The organism is Syntrophorhabdaceae bacterium (assembly GCA_036504895.1).
Taxonomy (GTDB): domain Bacteria; phylum Desulfobacterota; class Syntrophorhabdia; order Syntrophorhabdales; family Syntrophorhabdaceae; genus PNOM01.
On sequence record DASXUJ010000008.1, the window covers coordinates 71,472 to 93,260 of the forward strand.

Annotated in this window: 18 protein-coding genes; 11 read left to right on the forward strand and 7 right to left on the reverse strand. The window is 55.5% G+C overall.

All coding sequences use genetic code 11. From position 1 onward, the window contains the following. The first annotated feature begins 76 nt into the window (after positions 1-76). The gene (locus tag VGJ94_01110) at positions 77-1,357 is read left to right on the forward strand and encodes a hypothetical protein (GenBank protein HEY3275190.1); all 1,281 of its coding nucleotides are present in this window, start codon (positions 77-79) and stop codon (positions 1,355-1,357) included. Positions 1,358-1,858: 501 nt separating this feature from the next. Here VGJ94_01110 and VGJ94_01115 read toward each other — a convergent pair. The 7 genes from VGJ94_01115 to VGJ94_01145 form a co-directional block, all read right to left on the reverse strand. Next, positions 1,859-3,217, reverse strand: coding sequence for a pentapeptide repeat-containing protein (locus VGJ94_01115; GenBank protein ID HEY3275191.1), 1,359 nt, complete (start codon positions 3,215-3,217; stop codon positions 1,859-1,861). 104 nt (positions 3,218-3,321) lie between these two features. Next, entirely contained in the window at positions 3,322-4,611 is a 1,290-nt protein-coding gene (locus VGJ94_01120; GenBank protein ID HEY3275192.1) for a hypothetical protein, read from the reverse strand. Positions 4,612-4,849: 238 nt separating this feature from the next. Then, positions 4,850-6,013 (reverse strand): aldo/keto reductase, encoded by a 1,164-nt coding sequence (locus tag VGJ94_01125; GenBank protein ID HEY3275193.1) that lies wholly within the window; start codon positions 6,011-6,013, stop codon positions 4,850-4,852. 499 nt (positions 6,014-6,512) lie between these two features. Next, positions 6,513-7,121, reverse strand: coding sequence for a class I SAM-dependent methyltransferase (locus VGJ94_01130; protein ID HEY3275194.1), 609 nt, complete (start codon positions 7,119-7,121; stop codon positions 6,513-6,515). Between the two features lie 77 nt (positions 7,122-7,198). Continuing rightward, positions 7,199-7,879: a LuxR C-terminal-related transcriptional regulator gene (locus VGJ94_01135; protein HEY3275195.1), complete on the reverse strand. Its 681-nt coding sequence runs from the start codon at positions 7,877-7,879 to the stop codon at positions 7,199-7,201. Positions 7,880-8,092: 213 nt separating this feature from the next. After that, the gene (locus VGJ94_01140) at positions 8,093-8,608 is read right to left on the reverse strand and encodes a GNAT family N-acetyltransferase (GenBank protein HEY3275196.1); all 516 of its coding nucleotides are present in this window, start codon (positions 8,606-8,608) and stop codon (positions 8,093-8,095) included. Between the two features lie 220 nt (positions 8,609-8,828). After that, positions 8,829-10,004: an MFS transporter gene (locus VGJ94_01145; GenBank protein ID HEY3275197.1), complete on the reverse strand. Its 1,176-nt coding sequence runs from the start codon at positions 10,002-10,004 to the stop codon at positions 8,829-8,831. Positions 10,005-10,489: 485 nt separating this feature from the next. Here VGJ94_01145 and VGJ94_01150 point away from each other — a divergent pair, with 485 nt between their 5' ends. From VGJ94_01150 to VGJ94_01195, 10 genes are all read left to right on the forward strand, one after another. Beyond that, positions 10,490-11,032, forward strand: coding sequence for a 2-oxoacid:acceptor oxidoreductase family protein (locus tag VGJ94_01150; GenBank protein ID HEY3275198.1), 543 nt, complete (start codon positions 10,490-10,492; stop codon positions 11,030-11,032). A gap of 20 nt (positions 11,033-11,052) precedes the next feature. Continuing rightward, the gene (locus tag VGJ94_01155) at positions 11,053-12,990 is read left to right on the forward strand and encodes an NAD(P)-binding protein (GenBank protein HEY3275199.1); all 1,938 of its coding nucleotides are present in this window, start codon (positions 11,053-11,055) and stop codon (positions 12,988-12,990) included. After that, positions 12,987-14,141 (forward strand): transketolase C-terminal domain-containing protein, encoded by a 1,155-nt coding sequence (locus VGJ94_01160; GenBank protein HEY3275200.1) that lies wholly within the window; start codon positions 12,987-12,989, stop codon positions 14,139-14,141. Before VGJ94_01155 ends, VGJ94_01160 begins: the two co-directional genes overlap by 4 nt. 260 nt (positions 14,142-14,401) lie before the next feature. Beyond that, positions 14,402-15,385 carry a thiamine pyrophosphate-dependent enzyme gene (locus tag VGJ94_01165; protein ID HEY3275201.1) on the forward strand — a complete coding sequence of 328 codons (984 nt, stop codon included), beginning with the start codon at positions 14,402-14,404 and terminating at the stop codon, positions 15,383-15,385. Further along, positions 15,385-16,062: a GntR family transcriptional regulator gene (locus VGJ94_01170; protein ID HEY3275202.1), complete on the forward strand. Its 678-nt coding sequence runs from the start codon at positions 15,385-15,387 to the stop codon at positions 16,060-16,062. The genes VGJ94_01165 and VGJ94_01170 overlap by 1 nt, the downstream gene beginning before the upstream one ends. A gap of 161 nt (positions 16,063-16,223) precedes the next feature. Further along, positions 16,224-16,718, forward strand: a complete 495-nt coding sequence (locus tag VGJ94_01175; GenBank protein HEY3275203.1) for a TRAP transporter small permease — start codon at positions 16,224-16,226, stop codon at positions 16,716-16,718. 3 nt (positions 16,719-16,721) lie between these two features. Beyond that, complete coding sequence (locus VGJ94_01180) at positions 16,722-18,041, forward strand: TRAP transporter large permease subunit (protein ID HEY3275204.1); 1,320 nt, start codon at positions 16,722-16,724, stop codon at positions 18,039-18,041. Positions 18,042-18,101: 60 nt separating this feature from the next. Further along, on the forward strand, positions 18,102-19,100 hold the full coding sequence (gene dctP / locus VGJ94_01185) for a TRAP transporter substrate-binding protein DctP (GenBank protein HEY3275205.1): 999 nt from the start codon (positions 18,102-18,104) through the stop codon (positions 19,098-19,100). Between the two features lie 3 nt (positions 19,101-19,103). Further along, positions 19,104-20,393, forward strand: coding sequence for a nickel-dependent lactate racemase (gene larA, locus VGJ94_01190; protein HEY3275206.1), 1,290 nt, complete (start codon positions 19,104-19,106; stop codon positions 20,391-20,393). 214 nt (positions 20,394-20,607) lie between these two features. Further along, positions 20,608-21,627, forward strand: a complete 1,020-nt coding sequence (locus tag VGJ94_01195) for a TRAP transporter substrate-binding protein (protein ID HEY3275207.1) — start codon at positions 20,608-20,610, stop codon at positions 21,625-21,627. The last annotated feature ends 162 nt before the right edge of the window (positions 21,628-21,789 follow it).

Below are 21,789 nucleotides of genomic sequence, written 5' to 3' on the forward strand. Positions count from 1 at the left end.
AGAGACCCATGCCAAGGCTTACACAAGTGAGCCCTTCCTGTTCCGATTCGACTTGCGTTTGACATTATGAAACAATATGGATTATAATCACACGATGAAAAAGTACCTTGCCATTTTTATAGCATGCTCCCTGGTTTCCTGTAGTTACATCCCTTTTTTCGGCAATAAAACCGAAACCGAGAAGAAAACCGAAACCACCGCCAAGGCGGGAGATAAGAGCCCGAAGCCCATAGAGCCGAAAGGCGACAGGGTGGACCTCGAAGATCCCAAGCCCGGAGATATAAAGGTTCTTGACGGGGTTGAATACATTTATACGAGAAATAAAAAGTATATGCTCACGCCCTACGAGCAGGAATATGTCTGGGTCAGAAAAGATCAGTACGTGCCGGGAATAGGCGAGACCGTGATGTCGGCACTGGGCGGATCGAGCCAGAAGGACAAGGCGGAGCTCGAGGCGAGACTCGCAAAACTCGAGGAAGATTACAAGAAGAAGGGTATCGCGCCCCAGATGGCCTATCCAATGCAGATGGGCTCAATGCCCCCGGGGATGATGGGATATATGCCCACCCCGATGCTTTCTTTCACCTATCCTTCCCCCAAGATGAAGAGGCGGATCATCGTCCTCCCCGTCATCGATCAAACCAATTATAAGACCGAACACCTGGGAGAGCTCGCCACCAAGAGGCTTGTCTCCAAACTTGAGAACACCAACGCCATTATCTGCATCGATCCCGGGAACGTGAACGTGAAAGGCTCTTTGACCGATCCGGGCAACATGAAGGCCTTAAACGAGATATACGGCGTTCAGGCCGTACTCAAGGGCACCCTCTCCGACATCTTTACGAGCACGTCCAAAATAGAAGGGAAAGACGACCGGGAGACCTCATTTGCCATATCGAAGCTGGGCCTCGAAGTATACAGCACGGAAATGGGCACCATCCTCAAACAGCTCTCCGGCAGGAACCCCGTCTTCCTCTCGAGGGAAAGGGGCGATCTCTCGAGCGAGAAAGCCAAGATCAAGGCCATCGATCTCGCCATAGAGATCATCGCCGATGACCTCATGAAAACGGTCCTCACCATAGATTGGCACGCACGCGTGGCATCCCTGGAGAACGGCAAGGTCTATATCAATGCAGGACGCCAGTCCGGCCTCGATAAGGGCGCAGTCCTGGAAGTCTATTCCCCGGGCGAGCAGATCGTCGACTCAAGGACGAAGAGGCCCATGGGCAAGGTAAAGGGAAGCTACAAGGGCGAAATCAAGGTATCCGAGCTTTTCGGAGTAGACGCGTCCTGGGCCGCTCCGGTAAAAGGCGGAAATTTCTCAGCCACCGACCTCGTATACCTGAAGAAAGACTAGAGCCGCCGCTACACATCATCTGCAAGACTACGAAATCAATAGCTGAATAGCTGAAAAAAGCAAGAGCAAGGCGTTCACTTGGACGGGCCGGTGAATCGAGAAGGATGTCCCATCTTCGCCGCCTGGCTCCGGTCAGGTGCTCCAGCGTATGCACGATACGCCTCCGCCCTCTGATCCTCACCAGACGACGAATCTGGAATATCCTCCCCGATTCACCGTCCAGCGCAGCCCGGCAACTATCCAATGAATAATATGGATGCCGGGCGAAAGGCCCCGCAGGGGGAAATCGAGGGAAGCAGCCGGGCGGGGCGACGCAAGAAAAAGTGTAGCGGGAAGAGGGAGTTTTCTAAATGCTATACATCACAATTGCACCTACAAACAAATAACCCGGTTAAAGGAGGGGGCAAGAATTATGGCATGAAAGCGAGCATGGTAAAGGTTCTATCAATAAGCAAAAGTGAAAAAGGAAAGGATGCCCCCATCGCCTTGCTATTTGCTCACCTACTTGAAAATTGAATAAACTATTTCTACGATACGTCCACGTAGGTTCTCCATCTTGGCTAAGTAGCTTAATGCCACCTTCTCGGCGGCGTGTATGTCAATTTCAAAGGGTGTTCCTGGAATGGATAGTTTTTCCTTTAGTCGTAGTACCCCCTCGGTTGGTTCCCTGACAGGATCTAGGAGGAGATCGGCATTTGTTTCCTGAGAGATGCTTTTGAAAGTTTCATTCAATGCATCCTCGAAGGTGGTCTCGAAGGTCTGTCTTTGGTTTGCATGGAAATCTTTGTCGAAGACTATGAAAGTTATCTTTGTGTCATTATCGGACAGGGCTTCGATACCCTTCACTTTCAGTATGGTGGACTGTCTAATATCGTTAACTGCGTCGGCGATGAAGCTGGTGATGAAACCCGTTGACTCCGTGAGGGGGATGTTTAGAACCAGTTCGGCTATCTCTTCGATTTGAGTATATCTTTTTTCGAACTCCAGGGGCTCGAAGGTTACTATTTTCTGAATGCCGTATTTTCGTCGGATTAAATGGGTGCAGATGACTCCCTTGATGATCCAGTCCGCAAGGTTCGCGTTATCAATGCACGCCCCGTTTAGGATTGCCTTGGTAAGGTTTGTTCTAATCATAATAGATTCGCTTAGGACGGCTCCGCTGAGATTGGCTTCACTGAGATTGGCTCCGCTGAGATTGGCTTCACTGAGCACAGCCCCCGTGAGATTAGCCCTCGTGAGATTAGCCTCGGTAAGGTTAATTCCATAGAGATGGGCTCCGCTGAGGTCTATCCCAGTGAGATCGGTTCCGGTAAAATCTGCTCGCGCGAGGTTGGCATCCTTGAGGTTAGTTTCGCTAAGGTCGGCATAGCTGAGATCGGCCCCAATGAGATCTGCTATGCTGCGAACCTTTCCAGTACGATCCGTTCTACTAAGAATAGCTTTGCTAAGAATAGCTCCGTTAAGGGTGGCATCGCTGAAGTTGGCACCGCTGAGGTCGGGATGGATGAGATGGGCTCCTCCGAGATCGGCCCCAACGAGAACAGCATCTCTAAGGTTGGTTTCGCTAAGATTGGCTTCGGTAAGATCAGCCCTGCTGAGATGGGCATCGACGAGCACGGCTTCGGTAAGATCAGCCCTGCTGAGGTTGGCTCCGATAAGCCAGGCTCCCGTCATGTCAGCTCCGATGAGGACGGCTCTAACGAAAAGCGCATCACTGAGATCGGCTCCGTGGAAAACAGAGCCCCTGAGGTTGGAATTCACAAAAGTGGCGTCACGGAGATTTGACCCAGCAAAATTCGCACCAGCGAGGTTTACATTAGCAAAACTTGCCCCAGACAGGTTCCATTTATCGTCAACCATGGGACCATTGACTACACCGAGATTAATGAGTGTTTGCCACGTCTCTTGTCTGGTCATCTGAGTCGATTATAGCAGCGAGAGCGGTGGAAAGCAACGTGCCACATTCAGGAAATAGACCAAGGCATAGAGAGAATATATAGCAAAATTGGAGTAGCCAACAATGGGATGTCATTATCAAAATTCCCTGAATGCCGGAACAGTCTTTCCACTGAATCTGGCCGAAGCGAGTATCCATGAATCGAATTTCTGACGTCTCGTAGGAGTTGCATCGTAACTTCGTCATGTCGAAGGGACATGCAGACGTATTCAATTATGGAAGTAAAAATAGTCTTGGGGAACTCGCTAATCCCACTCACGAAGTTTAAGAGATCTCCGGCCCAGAATTCTTCAGACATTAAATAGCGCCATGCTGCGGCGTCATTATCAAACCGGCCTATTTGAGCCATAATATTGGCAAGCTTATCAAGGCATCCGAAGAAGAACGTCTTAGCCATGTAAGGCAATTCACTTGCGACAGCAAGAGTCCCATCGCATACTGCTCTATTAAACGTCATTGCAAGCTGCTCGCGCTTCAGCGCATCTTCGATCCGCAGAATGTCCTCCATTCGCTGACCAACCATTCGAACGAACCAAGCAATATATTCGACGGAAGCTCCTGTTTGAACGTCCACCCCTCCATACCGGCCTTTTGGGTCGTGCGCACTATACACATGGGATAGACTCCACAGCACGTCATTGAATGAGCTGCTTTCCATCATCTTTGAGTGCTGGAGTGGTCTTGGAGGGACGTAGACAAAAAGGAGGTGTAGCGAAGGATAATGAAGATGGAATAGGGTCAAAGGGAAAATCCCGAATTGGGCTATATGTAGCGAGCTAATAGGGAAAAAATCTGATTTCAATCCTGACATGTCCTGAGGGGAATTATAGATGTGATCCTTTTCATGCCACCCGACTTTGAAAGCCTGGTCAACTTGCCCGGCAATAATTCTATGAAGCCACTCTTCGTCGATCTCAAGGATGAGTATCTTCCCCTTCGGAAAGAGCCGGAAGAATTCGGGCCACACAAATCTCTGGCACGCTATATCCACATAGTTGCCGTAATAAAAGCCATCGGTATTGTGGCATATGTATGCAAAACGTTCATGTCGAAGACGGGGTAAACCGCTCTTGAAAGTCTCTCCCCACTGATCAAGTTCGTTAAGTATCTGTGTACTCTTGTCTTTAAACCAGTCTGGATCGGGACGGAAATGAGGCCTTAAGAAGTCGGAAACACTTTCAGTTGCAAAACTATTTACGTTCAAAAGAAGACTAGGTCGAAACATTTCCATGTGCAGCCCTGTCTTGCGGCTATACCTCCGGGCAAGATGGTAGCGGCTCTTCAACCATCTGGCCATTTTCTATTCATTACCACTCGAAAAGAGGGATGTCCAGAAAAATCCCCGCAACTCCCTTTCAGGAAGGACGGGCAAAATGCTTTCTTGCGGGAATTTACCGATTACGTGCAGGAAGTGTCACGGCGCCGAAACGGGGTTGAGTGTAGGGAGAGGGGCCGCCCCGGGAAGTCAGGTGAGGGCCTCGCCTATTAAAAGAACTACCGCAAGTTATCGATAAAACGGGCCGGGACCGCAGGTCTCATCCTTTTCCAGCTTCCCTGTGCAGGGTGGCGTGGACCTTCTTTAGTTCCTCGCGGATCGGGATCTGCTGAGGACACTTCTCCTCGCACTCCCCGCACTCGCTGCACGCCGACGCTTTCTGCTCCGGCGACATGAACTCGTTATATACCATCGCTCCTGTCGGATCCTTGAAGGTGACCACGTCATTATAGAAGGAGAAGTTCATGGGGATATTGACCCCCGAAGGGCACGGCATGCAGTAGGCACAACCTGTGCAGTCGACTTTGAGGAGGGTGCGGTAGGTCTTGTGCGCCTCGTCGATAAGGGCCAGGTCTTCATCGGAGAGGGAACCGGCTCCGCCGCCTTCTGCAAACCCGATGTTCTCTCGGACCTGATCAAGACTGCTCATGCCGGAAAGGACCGTCGCGACCTCGGGATGGTTCCATACCCAGCGGAGTCCCCATTCCGCAGGCTGTCTTTTCGTGCGTGACGATTCAAGAAGACGGAGCACTTCGGCGGGCACCTTCGCGAGCTTCCCTCCCCTGAGAGGCTCCATGACCACCACCCCAAAACCCTTTGACGCGGCGTATCTGAGCCCTTCCGTCCCCGCCTGGTATCGCTCATCCAGGTAGTTGTACTGTATCTGGCATACATCCCAGTCATACGCATCCGCTATGTCCTTGAAGATGGCAAGCGTGTCGTGGAACGAGAAACCCACTTGTCTGACCCGGCCGTCCAACTTGGCTTGGTCCAGGAAAGTGAGTACGCCTTGGTCTTTTGACTTATGCCAGGTCTGTGCGTTGAGTCCGTGGAGCAGATAGACATCGAGATGGTCGGTTTGGAGCCTCTTGAGCTGCTCACCGAGTATCCTGTCGAAATCATCCCGTTCCTTTAAGAGGAATACGGGCAGTTTCGTGGCGATGAGAACGCGGTCGCGGTAAGGCTTCAGGAGTTTCCCCAGCACGGCCTCGCTCTTTCCGCCATGGTAAACGTAAGCGGTATCGAAATAGTTGACACCGTGGTCGATGGCGTATTCGATCATTCTCGCCGTCTCCTCCTGGTCGATGGATCGCACCGGGTCGAAGGAGTCAGTCGGTGCCTGCGTCCCTCCTACCAGTGGAAGGCGCATGGCGCCGAAGCCGAGGATTGAAACGGGGATCTCTTTCAGGGGCCTGTAAAGCATTGTGAACCTCCCGTGTGATACTAGTCTATAATGCTATTTTACACGCCTGGCAATGCCATGGGTAGTCAAAATAATCCTTCGCGTCAATGGCCACCGTGACACTGGCCATTGCAACCAAAACGCAGATAAAGGCCAAATGCCTTCTTGCGGGAATCTACCGATTACGTGCAGAAAGCGCTATGTGGCAAAAGAAGGGTTGGGTATGGACTTCAGGAAGTAAGGCAGCGCACCTTTTTTGTGGGCGGGCAGCCTTGGTCGATCTCACTTCACGGGGCGGGAGGGCTTTATCCTCCTGCGCCTTGTCAGCACTGTTGGGAGCCGCTTGGTGAGGAGGAATGGTCCGAAGGACAGCCACCTGTGTGTGAGGAGCTTTGCGACAAGTTGGTGGCTGAGTGCTCGACGAACCTTTTTAGCGGGTAAGGTTGCGCAGCCGAAGCAGGGAGGCTAAAGCCCTCCCACCCCGTGCCCCCGTGACGGCGAGAGAGTGTTTCAAATGCTACTATTTCCTTGCCATTCCGACCACTTCCTCGCAGGGGATCACGATTTTATTGTCCCCCGTGCGGAAACGCTCGACTGTCTCCATGACCGTGTTCCGTATTCGTGCCGCAGTTTCCTCCGGGATGTTTTTGAGGAGCATCTGGAGGCGGCCGCTTATTCCCACCACTCCTTTCCAGTATTCGCTGGCGCTTTTAACCTCGAAAACAACGTTGTGCCTGAAAGCCTGAATTTGTTGAAAGCCGGCATACAGGACCACATCGAAAGAGTCATCAGGAAAGGGCAACGCTTCCGCATCGCCCTCCCGGAAGTCGACATTCGCGAACGCCTTTGCTTGTGCCTTACTTCTCGCCAGGGCGACCATTCCAGGCGCGAGGTCTACCCCTGTGACCGTTCCGCCCGGCGCGACCATGGGCGCTGCCATAAGTGAAGGGATGCCCGGCCCGCAGGCGACGTCGAGGACGACCTGGCCCGGAACGAGCCTGGCGTGTTGAAGAAGCGGCTGTGCGCAGGATTCGAATGTGGCGCTTCCGTATTTGTCGTAGTCCGGCGCGGTCATGCTGTACACCTGACGCTCTATATTTTTGTACTGAAGCGGATCGAATGGGGTCATGGCTTTACCTCCTTTTTCTACAATATATAAGGAGGAGCGATGCAACACAATCGCCCGAACGGGTGATATCGCGATATTTAGACGAGTTTATGGGAAGCCGCCCAGACCGCCGCCCGGGTCCGGTCGGTGACACCTAGTTTCGAGAAGATATTCCGGACGTGAGTCTTTACCGTATCGGGACTGATAGAGAGGATACCGGCTATTTGTTTATTGGAGAAGCCCTGCGCCATAAGCCGGACGATCTCTTTCTCTCGAAGGGTGAGGGCGCCCTCATGGGCCTCCGCCGGTCTTTGCCCGCTACGGGCCATCCCCGCCGAATTCAATTCTTTCAATGTCTTTTCAAGAGATTGGATGTATCTCCTCGATTCCTTCTCGCCCTTCTTTCTGTCCGTGAGTGGTATAATGATTTCAAAGACATATTTTACCAAACCTCGCGCATCGAAGATCGGGTATGCCCTGACTTCGGCATATCGCCGCTCCTGATTGGGAAGGTCGAGCCACCTCTCCATCACGCAGGGCTTTCGCGTATCGGAAACGATCTTCAACAGGCAAACCGGGCAAGGAGCGCTTCTCCTGCGCCACACCTCGTAACAGGGCTTGCCGATCATCTCGTCGAGGGGACGATCGACCCCCTTTGCCATAATCTCGTTGGCCCAGAGGACCCGGTAGTCCTTATCGAGCAGGTTGACCGCGATATCTGGGGCGGTCTCGAAGACCGCCTTGAAGAGGTCCAATGAGGCATCAAAGGAGCGGCTCATAGTTCCATTGTCCCATCCTGCATCCGCACAGCCTCATGAGGCCCCCGAGGAGCACGTTACCGCGCCGCTCCCCGATCAAATAGAATCACTGCACGTCGGTTACCTTCACATATTCCAAAGAGAACCCGCTTATTCTATTCTCCAGTTTGGTCAAAAAAATGTCAATGATATTCAACAAAAGGCACAGCTACTTCACCCCCTCGCCGGGAATGTCTATTTTTCTGCTCCGGTAATGGCGTAGATACGTCTCGGACCTCTGGCCTCGGTGGGGATCTCTTTTACGAATCTCATGCCGAGCTTTTCGAGGACCTTAAGGGAGTTGACATTATCGGGATGGGCGAGGGCAAGGAGGCGCGGTAGGTGCAGCGTTCCGATGCCGCAGGATATCTGGGCAGAGCCTATCTCGACGCCATAGCCCCTGTGCCAGGAATCTTCCATAAACGCGGCGCCGATCTCGAAGTCTTCAGCCCCGAGATATTGACAGGGCAGTAACCCCGCGAAACCGATAAAACGGCCTGTCTCTTTTTCCTCCACGACGCCGATGCCCGTTGCCGATGGCCCGAAGGTGAAATTCCGTTCGATGAACCGCCGCGCATCGGCGGGATTCATGGGGGCGCCCTGAAAGAGCCACGCCATGACAGACGGCGAGGCGAGCATTCCTTGTAAGGCCGCCATATCGGTCTCTTCCAATCCCCTCAGCAGCAGCCTCTCCGTCTCTATGTTATGCATTCCGAACCCTCCCTTGCCGGAGCCCTGCGGGCTTCCCCATGCCGGTATTCTCTCACAGAGCGAGTGGTCTGTAAACTCACAATCCTCTCTATTCTAATTCACGGGGGGCGGGAAGAGCAAAGGGCTACCGGTTCAGCGCTTCACCGGCCATGGCGCCGGCAATATCTGAACCTCCATCCCTCCGGCTTCGCTCCCCTTGCCCTGCATCACGGCAAGGTGCTCATTGTCGTGCCGGCTTAAGTTCCTTTAGGAAGAAAATGAGGCCGCTCGCGAGCATGGTGAGAATCCCGAGGATGAGAATGCCGAAGCGGAAGCTTAAGAGGTCGCCCGAGAGCCCGAGCAGGTAAGGCGCCACACCCCAGCCGAATATTACGCCCACGCCGAATATGAAGCCCGTGGCGATGCTCCTCACGTGAAGCTCGAACATCCGGGAAATGGCGATCAGACCGGCGGGGAAAAATCCATAGATGAAGCTCGCCTGGAGAAAAAGGGCCGGGGCAATGAGACTGCTGCCGGCGAGACCGACCAGGATGGTGAAGGCGCCGGAGATGACGAGCATAGAGGCCATCACGGCCCGCACCGAAAAGCGGGTCACCAGGTAGCCCGAGCCGATGGCGACCACAAACCCCCCGAGTCGCGATATACCGAAAATAGTATTTGCATATTGAATGTCGAGGTGAAGCTCCTTCGTGAGATAGAGGGGCAGGACGGAATAGATGCCAAGGCTCGTGGATGCCGCGAACACCCATACCACGCTTAGAAGCCACAGGGACCTCCTCGTGATGAACTCCCCGAAGGCGGCCCGCGTGATGCGACTTACCTTGAGCTCGTCGAAGAGAAAGGCGAACGCTGCGGCTGCGATGACAAAGACAAGGGCGACTACGCCGAATATCCCCCTCCATTGAAAGAAGTGGAGGAGCCCCATCGCAATGAGAGGCGCCCCGAACACGCCTATCGAAGCGCTGGAGTCATGGATGGCGATGGCCTTTCCCCAGATCTTTTCGTTGTAGAGGCGCGTGATGAGGGGGATGACCGCCGGGATGTAGACCCCGGTAGCCAGGCCCATAATAAAAGAATAGAAATAGAGGGTCGAAAAGGCGGAGGAAAAAGGGATCAGGAAAAAGACGGCGGCCGAAACCATAAGAGAGATTACGATGGAGCGTTTATACCCGAGAAGGCCGGACCAAAGCCCCGAGGAGAAGATGGATATCCCGTAACCCACGGACTGAAAGATGAAAATGCTGCTCGCCTTCGCATGAGTGATATGGAACTCGTCCTCGATAAGGGGCAGGACGGGAGAGAAAAGGGTCCTCCCCACAAAATTGAGAAACCATAAAAAGCTCAGGAAGAGGAGGAAGAGAAAAGCCCTCCCCTTAAGAGAGTCGAATCGCTCCACTTGAACACAATACCTGCAAAAAAAGGAAAACACAATAGGGAAGAACGGTTATACTCCATCTGTGAAAGGGGGGCCCGAGGTCCGCGGTATGAATCGGCGAAATCCCTTATTTCCGGAACGACGATGTCGCCCCTTTCCCGGGGGCAGTCCTTTTCCCCATCCCCCGGCCCACACGTTTATCCCAATGATTTCGTGGACAAAATCTGCCCATTTTTCTTTCACGGGTCGGCCCAAACTTATTGACAGGGAATTTCATCTGGGGTACAGTATTTCAAAATAGTTCATTTAATGCGACACAACCCGGAAGGAAAAACGCGAATGCGGGGCTGGACGTCAGACAGTCTGAAGGGCAAAAATGAAGGCCCCAGGTCCCCTGGGGACGGGGGATACAAAAGAGGCCTTAGTTGCGTCACAATGCTCTTACGCGAGTGGAGGGCATGGGTCCCTTAAATGACCATATATCATTTCATTGAGGTTAACCGATTATGACTGAAATCAAGTTTTACGGCAGAGGGGGACAGGGAGCGGTTATCGCTGCCCAGATCCTTGCGAAGGTCTTCTTTCTTATGGACATGTACCCCCAATGTTTCTCCGTCTTCGGCGGGGAGCGAAGGGGAGCGCCGGTGGCGAGCTTCCTCCGGGTGGATAAAAAGAAGATCTTTCTGAAGTGCGAGATCAGGAACCCCGATCAGGTGATCTATATGGCGCCGGACCTTGTCGATGAAAAGGAGGTCGAGGCAACCCTGAAGCCCGGGGGGCTCATCGTCATCAATAACGCCCTCACCACGAATGAATTTACGGGGCTCACCAATTTCCACCTTGCCCTTGTGGACGCCCTTGCCGTTGCCGAGGAGGCGGGGCTGGGGAGTACGATCAATACGGCCATCCTGGGGGCCTACGCGCGGGCGAGCAATGCCGTGTCGATGGAGTTCCTGGAACAGGCCATCAGAGAGACGGTTCCCGCGAAAATTGACGCGAATATTGCCGCGGCACGGAGAGCATACGAAGTGACCCGCATTATCTCGTGAGACATTAAGGAGTGGATTAGATGAAGGAACATAAAATAACCATCAAAGATATAGAGCCCTTGGCGCCCTTTTCACGGGGATCGACCGAGATATTCCTCACGGGCCATTGGAGCCCGAGGAAACCGCTTTATGTGGAGAAAACCTCCCCCTGCCGCGAGACGTGTCCCATCGGCAACGACATCGCGAGGGCCTTCTCCTATGCCTCGAAAGGCGATTATGATGAGGCCCTGCGGATTTTCCGCGAAGACAATCCCCTTCCCGGCATATGCGGGAGGGTCTGTTACCATCCCTGCGAGACGGAGTGCAACCGGAAAGAGTTCGACCGGCCCATCAATATCAGAGGCTTCGAGAGGTTTCTTTCGGACCACGGAAGGGTCGATATTACCCGAGAAAAGCCCACGGTCACGAGGAAAGAGAAAGTAGCCGTCATAGGTTCGGGGCCTGCGGGCCTGAGTGCCGCCTTTCACCTTGCCCGGTTCGGATACGGGGTCACCGTGTTCGAGGCCCTTGACCAGCCGGGAGGAATGCTCATGTACGGCATTCCGGAGTACCGCCTTCCCAAGGATGTGCTCATGAGGGAGATCGGCTATATCCAGGATCTGGGGGTAGAGATAAAGACAGGATTTTGCGTGGGCAAGGACACATCGCTCGAAGACCTCAAAAAGGATTACCATGCCCTCTTCATCGCCGCGGGCGCCCACGGCGGAATGAGTCTCGGAGTGGAGGGAGAGGACCTCCCCGGCGTCACGGAAGGCGTCAGGTTCCTAAGAAGCGTAAATCACGGGGACAATATCGAGGTCGGCAGGAGGGTTGCCGTGATCGGGGGCGGAAACACGGCGATAGACTGCGCCCGGGCCGCCCGGCGCATGGGCAGCGACAATGTGACGATCATCTACCGCCGGACCCGCGCTGAAATGCCGGCCCTTGCGGAGGATGTGGATTCACTCGCCATGGAAGGCATTACCATAGAGTTTCTCGCCGCTCCCACAAGGCTTATCGCTGAAAACGGGGTGCTCGCGGGAATCGAGTGCGTGAGGATGGAGCTCGGCGCCCCCGACGAGAGCGGCAGGCCCCGGCCGGAGCCGATTAAGGGGTCGGAGTTCGCCTTGCCTATAGATTCGCTTTTCGCGGCCATAGGACAGGCGCCCGAATCGGAATTTGCCCGGAAGCTCGGGCTCAACGTAGACGGACGGGGCATGATTACCATCGATCCCGAGACGGGGGCCACCAATATTGAAGGCGTTTACGCGGGAGGGGACAGCTCGGGAGTGAAGGCATTCGTGGCGGACGCCATAGGGAGCGGAAAGAGAGGCGCCCTGGCCGTGCATGCGTACCTTTCGGGCAAGGATATAGAAGAAGAGCTGAACCAGCTCCGCATTGGCCGCAAGCGGTCCTTGTCCTTCAGGAACGCGAGAAACGGCGGAGGCGAAGAAGAGATCGACCTTGCCCAGGTGGTCACGTACGATAAAGTGAACACCCTCTGCTTTGCCCATAAAGAGCGCGCTGAAAACCCCGACCTCCTCACCGCGGCCGAGCGAGTCAAGGCATTTCAGGAGATCACGGGGGGCATCGACCCCGAGCGCATGGCGGAAGAGGTCTCCCGCTGCTTCAAATGCGGCACCTGCACGGAATGCGACCTCTGCTTCCTCCTCTGTCCCGATATTTCCATCACCAAAGAGACGTGCGGCGGTTACGGAGTAAGAACAGACTACTGCAAAGGCTGCGGCATCTGCGCCACCACCTGCCCCAGGCACGTAATAGAGATGAAAGAAGGACAAACGAAAACCCCGGCGGAAGGCCCAGTAGCAGCGATGAAAGAGGGCCAGGCTAATAAAACCACGGCACATCCTTCCGGCGGGACCACCCCCAGCCCGCAAAGCGGGCGAGAGGGGGAGGCTCGCTCAGCTTTTGCTGAGCGAGGGGGCGACGTGAGCTCCATTAATAGAGGTGGCAAATGAGGATTCTTCTTGCAGGAAATTATGCGGTAGCTGAGGCGGTCCGCCTTTCGCGCGTGAAATTCGTGGCAGCCTATCCCATTACGCCCCAGACGCCCATCTATGAAAAGCTCTCCGACATGGAGAACGAAGGAAAATTATCAGGCGTGATGATGCGGACCGAGTCGGAGCACTCTGCCATGGCAGCCTGCATCTCCGCGTCTCTCACCGGGGTGCGCACTTTTACTGCCACTGCCTCACAAGGCCTCGCCCTCATGCACGAGATGCTTCATTTCGCCTCGGGCAACAGGGTGCCCATCGTGATGACCAACGTGAACCGCGTGATCTCCGCGCCGTGGGCCTTCGGCAGCGACCAGTCGGACAGCCTTTCCCAGAGGGATACGGGATGGCTCCAGTTCTATTGCGAGGATGCCCAGGAGGCACTCGATACGGTAATCCAGGCATATAAGATCGCCGAACAGGTGCTTCTGCCCATCATGGTCTGCATCGACGGTTTCTTCACGTCCCATTTTATTGAGCCTGTCGAGATACCCGACCAGGAGACCGTCGACGCCTTTCTGCCCCCTTTCAGCGTCCCCACGAGGTTCGACATCAAGGAGCCCGCGTATATTACCAATGTGGTGAACCCCGAGCAATATATGGGCTACCGGCAGAGAAGCTTCGAGGACATGGAGAAGGCAAGGGCCGTGATCCGGGAAGTCAACCAGGAGTATAAGGAGATCGTGGGCAGGGGATATGATCCGGTGGAGGCCTACGACACCGAGGGCGCCGACATAGTCCTCGCCACGAGCGGCGCCATGACGAGCACCGCGCGGGTCGCCATCGAAAACCTCAAGGAGAAAGGATATAAGGCGGGGCTCCTCAAGATGAAGAACTTCAGGCCCTTCCCCTTCGAAGAGGTGCAGGCCGTACTGAAAGACGTTCCCAAGGTGGTCGTCCTCGACAGGAATATCTCCCTGGGCAAAGAGGGCATATGGTGCCAGGAGCTGAAGGCCGCCCTCTATCCCCTGGAGCGCAGGCCCCAAGTGTACGGGTACATCGCAGGCATCTGCGGCGCCGACGTCTCCCCCGACATGATAGAAGATATGGTAACAAGGGCCCTGAAGAGCGAACAACCGGAAAAACTGCCCGTCTGGGTCAGAAGGGACGGATAATAGAAAGGCAGTCGCTAGTCTCTAGTATCTAGTCGCTAGTGGAAGGATAGAAGAGTCTTTAGTATATAGTCTTCAGTATATAGTAAAAGCAGAGGCATCGATTATGATGACTAAACGGGAATGAGAGATGAGGGCATCACCACACTACCCCGCGTGATGTGCCCGCACAGCGGGCGCGACGCGAGCCCCATATGGTTGTGCGACGGGAATCGCAGCCGGCAAAGAAGAGGTGAATGCACCGATGAGTAGAAGGAGCGGAAATGAAAGAAAATGACCACATAGAAACGATATCGCGTGACGTAGCCCGCACGGCGGGCGAGAAGGGGAGGCTCGACGGGCTTTCGCTCGGCGAGGGGGCGACGCGAGCCCCGCTAATGGCAGCAAAAGAATATATGCGGGCCGGCCATATGGCCTGTCCCGGGTGTGGGGAGGCGAATACCATGCGCCTTATCCTCAAGGTGCTCGGAGAGAAGACGATCGTGGTCATCCTTCCCTCCTGCGTGGGGGTCATAAGCGCCACCTATCCGAACAGCACTTTTGCCGTGCCCTGTTTTCATTCGGCCTTCGAGATCGCCGCGCCTACTGCCGCAGGCATCGCGAATGCCCTGAAGCTCCAGGGCCGGGAGGACGTGACGGCCCTGGCCTTTGCGGGAGACGGCGGCACCTTTGACATAGGCCTTCAATCTTTATCCGGCGCCGCGGACAGGAACGAGAATTTCATCTATGTCTGCCTCGACAACGAAGGGTATATGAATACGGGCATCCAGTCGAGCTCGTCCACGCCCGAGAAGGCATGGACCATGACGACGCCCGGGGGCCGGCGCGGAAGAAAGAAAAAATTCATGCAGATCATCGCCGCCCACAGGATGCCTTATGCGGCCACCGCGTCCATAGGAAACCCCCTCGACCTCATGGAGAAGATACGAAAGGCGAAGGAGATCAAGGGCATGAAGTTCATCCATACCCTGACGCCGTGCCCCACCGGATGGCGCATGCCCGAAGACCTCACGGCCAAGGCGGCCCAGCTCGCGGTGGAGACGAAACTCTTCCCCCTTTATGAAGTCATCGACGGGACCGAATACCGGATCACCCACGAGCCCCAGGGCATTCCCGTGGCCGAGTACCTGAAGATCCAGGGCCGGTTTAAACACTTCAAGCCGGAGGACGTGGAACGGCTCCAGCGGGAAGTGGATGAGGATTGGGAGCGTCTCGTGGCGCAAACGAGACTCGGGGGCTGCATTTAATGGCAAAAAAGCTGGTGATCACGGATAGTCCCACGATCCGCAAGAAAGTCTACAAACACGTGCGGGAGCAGATCCTGAGGGGCGAGATCGGGCCTAACGAAAGGCTTATCGAGGCCAAGATCGCGGCCGAGATCGGGACCTCCCGGACTCCGGTGAGAGAAGCCCTCCACAGCCTCGAGATCGAAGGGCTCGTGGAATCCCTGCCGCGGATCGGCTATATGGTGAAGGCCATAAGCGATCAGGAAGTGGTCGAGCTCTGGGAGATACGGTTTCTCATTGAAGGGCTCGCAGTGCGGTGGGCCATGGAAAAGGCCCGCGACAGGCTGATAAAAGAGTTGAAGAAGAATATCGAGGCAGCGGAAAAGATGGTGGCAGGCGGCGATGTGAGCGACATGGCCGACGTGGATGCCCAGTTTCACGAGGTAATCGCCCGGTTAAGCGGGGGAAAGCGCCTTCTGGAGCTGTCCCAGACGCTGCGGCGTCATGCCCTGCGGTACAGGATCGAGTCCATGTACCTTCCCGATACTGCCATCCGCGCCATAGAAGGACATAAGGCCATACTCGATGCCGTCGAGAAGGGTGATACGGAGGCGGTGAACGCCGCACTGAAGCGCCACCTCGACCAATCGAAGGCCGATACCCTTCGCTACGCATTTAAAGAGGAGCACGATATTTAGTTTTACCGCACCAGGCACCATCGGGGGATATGAGAGCAGCACAGGAGAAGGGGCCGGGGAAAGGATAGTCTTTTCACGGTGAAGCGCGCCGAATACGGGCCTTCGGCATGTCGCCTGTTATAATAGTATTGTTATTATTGTGTGCGAGGAGGTAAGGTTTCATGAAAGTCTTCTGGGGTTTTTTCGACAGGCTCCTGAATGCGATGGCGGGGCTTGCAGGAGTGATTCTCGTCTTTATCGTGGCCGCAGTCTGTTATACCATCGGCATGAGGTTCTTTTTCAAGCAGACCACTATCTGGATTATCCAGACCACGGAATATGCGCTCCTCTGGATCGTTTTTCTGGCAACCGCCTGGCTTCTCAGGGAAGGGGGCCACATCACGACCGATATCATCTATGTCCATCTGTCGACAAAGGCCAAGCATTACCTGAACTTCATCATGAGCCTGGTGGGCGCCCTCACCTGCGCGATCATGCTCTATTACGGCGCTGCCTACACCTATGACTGCATTATCAATAACGTGACCGACGTGCGGGCCATCACGGTCCCGAAAGCGGCGGTCTTCGTCATTATCCCCATAGGGAGCCTGCTCCTCACCCTCCAGTTCCTGAGGATCGCGTGGGACCGCCTCCATGAAATCAAGGCGGGGAGGTAAGCCATGGAATGGTCGCTCATTATCAGTCTCCTCTTCGGGGGCATGGTCCTTCTTCTCCTCACGAACCTGCCCATCGCCTTCGCCTTTCTCGTCGTCAACATGGTGGCCGCCATCTTCTTTCTCGGCGGCATTCCCGGTCTCGTGGGGGTCGTGACAGGGGTCTTTACCTCCATCACTACCTTTACGCTCCTTCCCGTACCCTTTTTCATTCTCATGGGTGAGCTGATCTTTCACTCGGGCCTCGGCCTTGACGCGGTAAACGTGCTCGACAAGTGGCTCGGGAAGATCCGCGGCAGGCTCTCCATTCTGGCCGTCATCATGGGGGTGATCATCGGGGCCTTAAGCGGCTCCACCATCGCCACCTGCGCCCTTCTCGGCACGATCCTGCTCCCCGACATGCTGAAGCGCAAGTACAGCAAGAGCATGAGCCTCGGGCCGCTCATGGGCGTGGGCACCGTGGATGCCCTCATTCCGCCCAACGCCCTCACCGTGGTGCTCGCGAGCCTCGCGAATATCGACGTGGGGCAGCTCCTTATCGCCGGCATCTTCCCGGCCCTGATCATGTCGGGCCTCTACTTCGTCTTCGTGATCGTCTGGTGCCATATCTTCCCCGAAGAAGCGCCCATGTACGATGTGCCCCATGTCCCGCTCAAGGAAAAGATACGGGTCACCTTCCAATACCTCCTGCCCCTGGGCTTCATCATCTTCATGGTCATAGGTCTCATCTTCCTGGGAGTGGCGACCCCCACCGAGGCCGCGGCCACCGGCACCCTGGGCTCCTTCGTCCTTGCCCTGTGCTACCGTCGCCTCAACTGGGATATTATCAAGAAATCGGTGATGGGCACGGTGAAGGTGACGGTTATGATCTTCATGATCATCATCGTGTCGAGCACCTATGGAGAGATCCTCGCTTTCTCCGGCGCGGCGTCAGGCATGACGAGCTTCATCACGAACCTTACCATCCCGCCCATTGTGGTCGTTATCGGGATGCTTGTCGTGGTCCTTTGCCTGGGGTGCTTTATGGAGACCGTGGCCATCATGATGATCACCATCCCTATCTATATGCCCGTGATCACCGCCTTCAGCTATAACCCGGTCTGGTTCGGGGTCCTCATGCTCATTGCCCTGGAAACGGGGCTCATCACCCCGCCCTTCGGCGTGACGCTCTTCGTGATGAAAGGCGTGGCCCCTCCCCATATCACCATGGCGGACATCTGGAAGGCGGTGACGCCCTACGTGATAATCGACATCGTCTGCATTGTCCTCGTGCTGTGCTTCCCGTGGATCGCCACGGTGGTGCCGAACCTGATGGGCATGAAATGATATTTATGGTCTGTAAAAGTGTGAAGAAAAGGATCTCATAAAAAAAGAGGAGGTTTTACCATGAGAAAGCGTGTAGTGTTCCTGTGTGCGGCGGCCCTGTTCGCATTCGCGACCCTCGTCATGACCGGCGCGCCGGTATCCGCGGAGACGGTCACGTTGAAGGCGGTCACCGGATGGCCCAAGACATCGAGTGAGAACAAGGCATTCTTTATATTCATGGAGCTGGTCGAGCAGGCAGTGGCGAAGAAATACCCCGGCGAATTGAAGATCAATTACGTGGGAGGACCCGAGGCGGTCAAAAGCACCGACCAGGTCCAGGCGGTCCAGAGGGGCATGGTCGACATGGCCTTCACCACCAATGCCTACTACGTTTCGGTGTTGCCCGAAGTCGACGCCTATAAGCTCTCCGACTACACCCCCGCCCAGGAGAGGGCCAATGGGGCATGGAAATATATGAACGACCTCCACGAGAAGAAGGGCCTCTATCTGCTGGGAAGGCTCGGTCTCGGTGAAAAGTTCTACCTCTACCTCAAGAAACCCATCCAGAACGCGGACCTCAAGGGCCTCAACATCAGGGTCTCGCCCATGTACCTCCAGATCATCAAGGGCCTCGGGGGCAATCCCGTAGTAATTCCTCCTACCGAGGTCTATCCTGCCCTCGAGAGGAACGTGGTGGACGGGTTCTGCTGGCCCGCCGTCGGTATCCGCGATTGGGGATGGCAAAAGCAGGTGAAATATATCGTGGAGCCCGGCTTTTACCAGGTGCCGAATCCCCTTGTCTTAAATCTCAAAACGTGGAATAATCTTAATAAGAAATTTAAAGACCTTTTGACCGAAGCTGCGGCTGAGGCGGAAAAGAAAACGGTTGCCTATTTTGACGACCTCGCGAAACAGGAGCGGCCTATCCTCGTGAAGGAAGGGCTGCAGGTAATAGATTTGCCTGCAGCGGAGAAACAGAAGTTCCTGAAAGTGGGCTTTGACGAGGGCTGGAAAGACATTATCCAGAAGAACCCGAAGACAGGTCCCGAATTGAAGAAGCTTCTGACCAAGGGGAGGTGACCCGTGGACGAGCGTTACGTAATCTGCGAAGGGGAAAAGCTCTGCTTTGCCCTGCCCCGCGGATGGAAGGTGCTTACCGCCGAGGACCGGCCTCCGGTCCCCGGTGTTGCAGATCCCCTTGCCGAGATCAAACGGGCCCTCGATAATCCCATAGGCGGACCCCGCCTGGAGGAGCTCGCGAAACCCGGCATGGATGTGGCGCTCATTTTCGATGACCTCCAGCGGCCTACCCCTGCTCACCTCGCCATGCCGGAGATCATGGACCGGCTCAATCAGGCAGGCATACCCGATTCCAGGATCACCGCCATCTGCGCGGTAGGTACCCATCCCGCCTACGGTCTGCCTGAGCTCGAGACCAAGGTGGGCCGGGAGGTAATGAGCCGTCTTCCGGGACGGGTGCTCTCTCACGACCCCTATTCCTCGGAAAACATCGTGATCGGCAAGACCCACAGGGGGATCACCGTCGAGGTGAACCCCTATGTGGCGTCGGCGGACCTGGTAGTGGGCGTGGGCGAGTGCATGCCCCACCCCTGCGCGGGGTTTGGCGGGGGCTACAAGATCATTATGCCCGGCGTGGCCTCATACCGGGCGGTGGCGGACCACCACTTTACATGGATGCGCCACCGGTATAGCAAAGTCAATATGCTGGAAGGCAACGGCTTCCATGAGGAGATCGCGGATGCGGGACGCCTCGCGCGCCTCGCCTTCAAGCTCGACCTTATCATCAATGAGAAGAAAGAGATTATCAGGGGCTTTGCCGGCGAGCCCGCGGCAGAGCACGTTGAGGCGACCAGACACGCCGCATCCCTCTATTGGGTGCCCATGGAAAAGCTTGCCGACATCACCATTACTTCGGCCTTTCCCATGGAGATTGCGGTCCAGGCGACCAAGGCCCTCACCATGGCGAAATTCTGCACCCGCTCGGGAGGCACGATCATATGGGTAGCGCCCCAGCGCCAGGGGGCGGCGCCTATCATGCCGCTCGTGAGGGAGATGGCGAGCGCCGAGACGGCGAGCGATTTTCACCGCCGCCTCATACGGGGGGACATCCCCGATGCGCTCCGGTCCTTCGGCATCTCCTATATCATGCAGATCGTCTATTTCAAGGAGTTAGCCGAGACGTTCAACGTGATTCACGTGACGGAAGGGCTCACTGCCGAAGAGGTGAAGATGATGAAATTTACCCACGCCTCGACCCTGCCGGAGGCCATAGAGATGGTATCCCGGACCGTGTCGAAGGCGGACGTGGCCATATTCCCCTCGGGGGGTACGGTGATACCGGGCGTGCTGTAGGTTGGAAAGAAGGAGCAGTGACATGTAAGGAGGAGAAGACCGGCTTTAAATACATCTACGGACCTTGAGGAGACCGGGAAGGAAGAGGGAGGCTCCCAATTCACGGTTGTCCGGTAAGGGGGGAGGAAGGGCCTCACAATCCGCAGGCGCGTTTAAAGCCGTTTTCACGCGCCATGGGCCTAAGCCCGTGAGCAGTAATCAATAAGGAGGGGTTATGAAGAAATCTGTTGTTTTTGCCGTGGTAGTCTCCGTATTTATGTTGGGCTTGTGTATTATGCCGCCCGTGGCGAGCGCTCAGACGATTGCGCTCAATTATTCGAATTTTTTCCCGGCGCCTCACAAGAACAGCATTCTTTCGGAGCAGTGGTGCAGAGAAGTAGAGAAAAGGACTAACGGAAAGGTAAAAATTGCCTATTTCCCCGGCGGCACCCTGACGCCCGCAGCCCAGACCTACGATAACGTGGTCAAAGGCATCGCGGATATCGGCTTCAGCGTGCTGGGTTACACGAGAGGGAAATTCCCCATGATGGGCATGCTCGACAATCCCCTGGGCTACAGAAGCTCCGCGGTGGCAACGGGACTCATCAATGCCTATTTTCAGAAATTCAAACCGAAAGAGCTGGATGAAGTGCATGTCCTCTATCTCCACGGCCACGGCCCGGGCATACTCCACACCAAGAAACCCGTGACCAAGCTCGAGGACGTAAAGGGCATGAAGATCAGGGCCCAGGGAACGGTGGTGCCAGTCGTTCAGGCTCTGGGAGGCGCTGCAGTGGGCGCAACCATGCCCGAGACGTATGATGCCCTCAGGACCGGCGTCGTCGACGGCTCCATGGCGCCTTTCGAGGCTTTAAAGGGCTGGAAGTGGGGAGAGGTAATCAACTCCTCCACGGAGTGCTACGGCGCTGCCTATACGGCCACCATGTTCGTCGTCATGAACAAGGCAAAATGGAACAAGCTGCCCGCCGACGTACAGAAGGTCTTCACCGACGTGAGCCAGGAGTGGATAGGAAAACAGGCGCAGGTCTGGGACGAGATCGACAAGGAAGGCAAGGAGTTCACAATAAAGAGGGGCAACAAGATCATCCCCTTGTCCGCGGAAGAGAATGCCAGATGGGCCGCCAGAGTAAAACCCATCATGGATAGCTACGCTGCCGAGCTGAAAGGCAAGGGACTGCCGGGCGAAGAAGCCCTCAAGTTCTGCCAGGACTATATCAAAACAAAACAGAAATAAGTTCGCCAGCTTACAAGACCGGGCGCAGGGCTCCAGGCCCTGCGCCTTTAATTTTCTATTATTGGGGCTCACGTCGCCCCCTCGGCCGGCAAAGCCGACCGAGCCTCCCCTTCTCGCGCGCGGTGCGCGCTACATCACGCGAGACCACTAATAGTGAGTTAT

Excerpts from the sequence above, each read along its gene's own strand:
- VGJ94_01140 (HEY3275196.1), bottom strand. The coding sequence starts at position 8,608 with ATGCATAACATAGAGACGGAGAGGCTGCTGCTGAGGGGATTGGAAGAG.
- VGJ94_01180 (HEY3275204.1), top strand. The coding sequence starts at position 16,722 with ATGGAATGGTCGCTCATTATCAGTCTCCTCTTCGGGGGCATGGTCCTT.
- dctP (HEY3275205.1), top strand. The coding sequence starts at position 18,102 with ATGAGAAAGCGTGTAGTGTTCCTGTGTGCGGCGGCCCTGTTCGCATTC.
- VGJ94_01175 (HEY3275203.1), top strand. The coding sequence starts at position 16,224 with ATGAAAGTCTTCTGGGGTTTTTTCGACAGGCTCCTGAATGCGATGGCG.
- VGJ94_01150 (HEY3275198.1), top strand. The coding sequence starts at position 10,490 with ATGACTGAAATCAAGTTTTACGGCAGAGGGGGACAGGGAGCGGTTATC.
- VGJ94_01165 (HEY3275201.1), top strand. The coding sequence starts at position 14,402 with ATGAAAGAAAATGACCACATAGAAACGATATCGCGTGACGTAGCCCGC.
- VGJ94_01170 (HEY3275202.1), top strand. The coding sequence starts at position 15,385 with ATGGCAAAAAAGCTGGTGATCACGGATAGTCCCACGATCCGCAAGAAA.
- VGJ94_01110 (HEY3275190.1), top strand. The coding sequence starts at position 77 with ATGGATTATAATCACACGATGAAAAAGTACCTTGCCATTTTTATAGCA.
- VGJ94_01160 (HEY3275200.1), top strand. The coding sequence starts at position 12,987 with ATGAGGATTCTTCTTGCAGGAAATTATGCGGTAGCTGAGGCGGTCCGC.
- VGJ94_01155 (HEY3275199.1), top strand. The coding sequence starts at position 11,053 with ATGAAGGAACATAAAATAACCATCAAAGATATAGAGCCCTTGGCGCCC.
- VGJ94_01135 (HEY3275195.1), bottom strand. The coding sequence starts at position 7,879 with ATGAGCCGCTCCTTTGATGCCTCATTGGACCTCTTCAAGGCGGTCTTC.
- VGJ94_01115 (HEY3275191.1), bottom strand. The coding sequence starts at position 3,217 with ATGGTTGACGATAAATGGAACCTGTCTGGGGCAAGTTTTGCTAATGTA.
- VGJ94_01130 (HEY3275194.1), bottom strand. The coding sequence starts at position 7,121 with ATGACCCCATTCGATCCGCTTCAGTACAAAAATATAGAGCGTCAGGTG.
- VGJ94_01195 (HEY3275207.1), top strand. The coding sequence starts at position 20,608 with ATGAAGAAATCTGTTGTTTTTGCCGTGGTAGTCTCCGTATTTATGTTG.
- VGJ94_01120 (HEY3275192.1), bottom strand. The coding sequence starts at position 4,611 with ATGGCCAGATGGTTGAAGAGCCGCTACCATCTTGCCCGGAGGTATAGC.
- VGJ94_01125 (HEY3275193.1), bottom strand. The coding sequence starts at position 6,013 with ATGCTTTACAGGCCCCTGAAAGAGATCCCCGTTTCAATCCTCGGCTTC.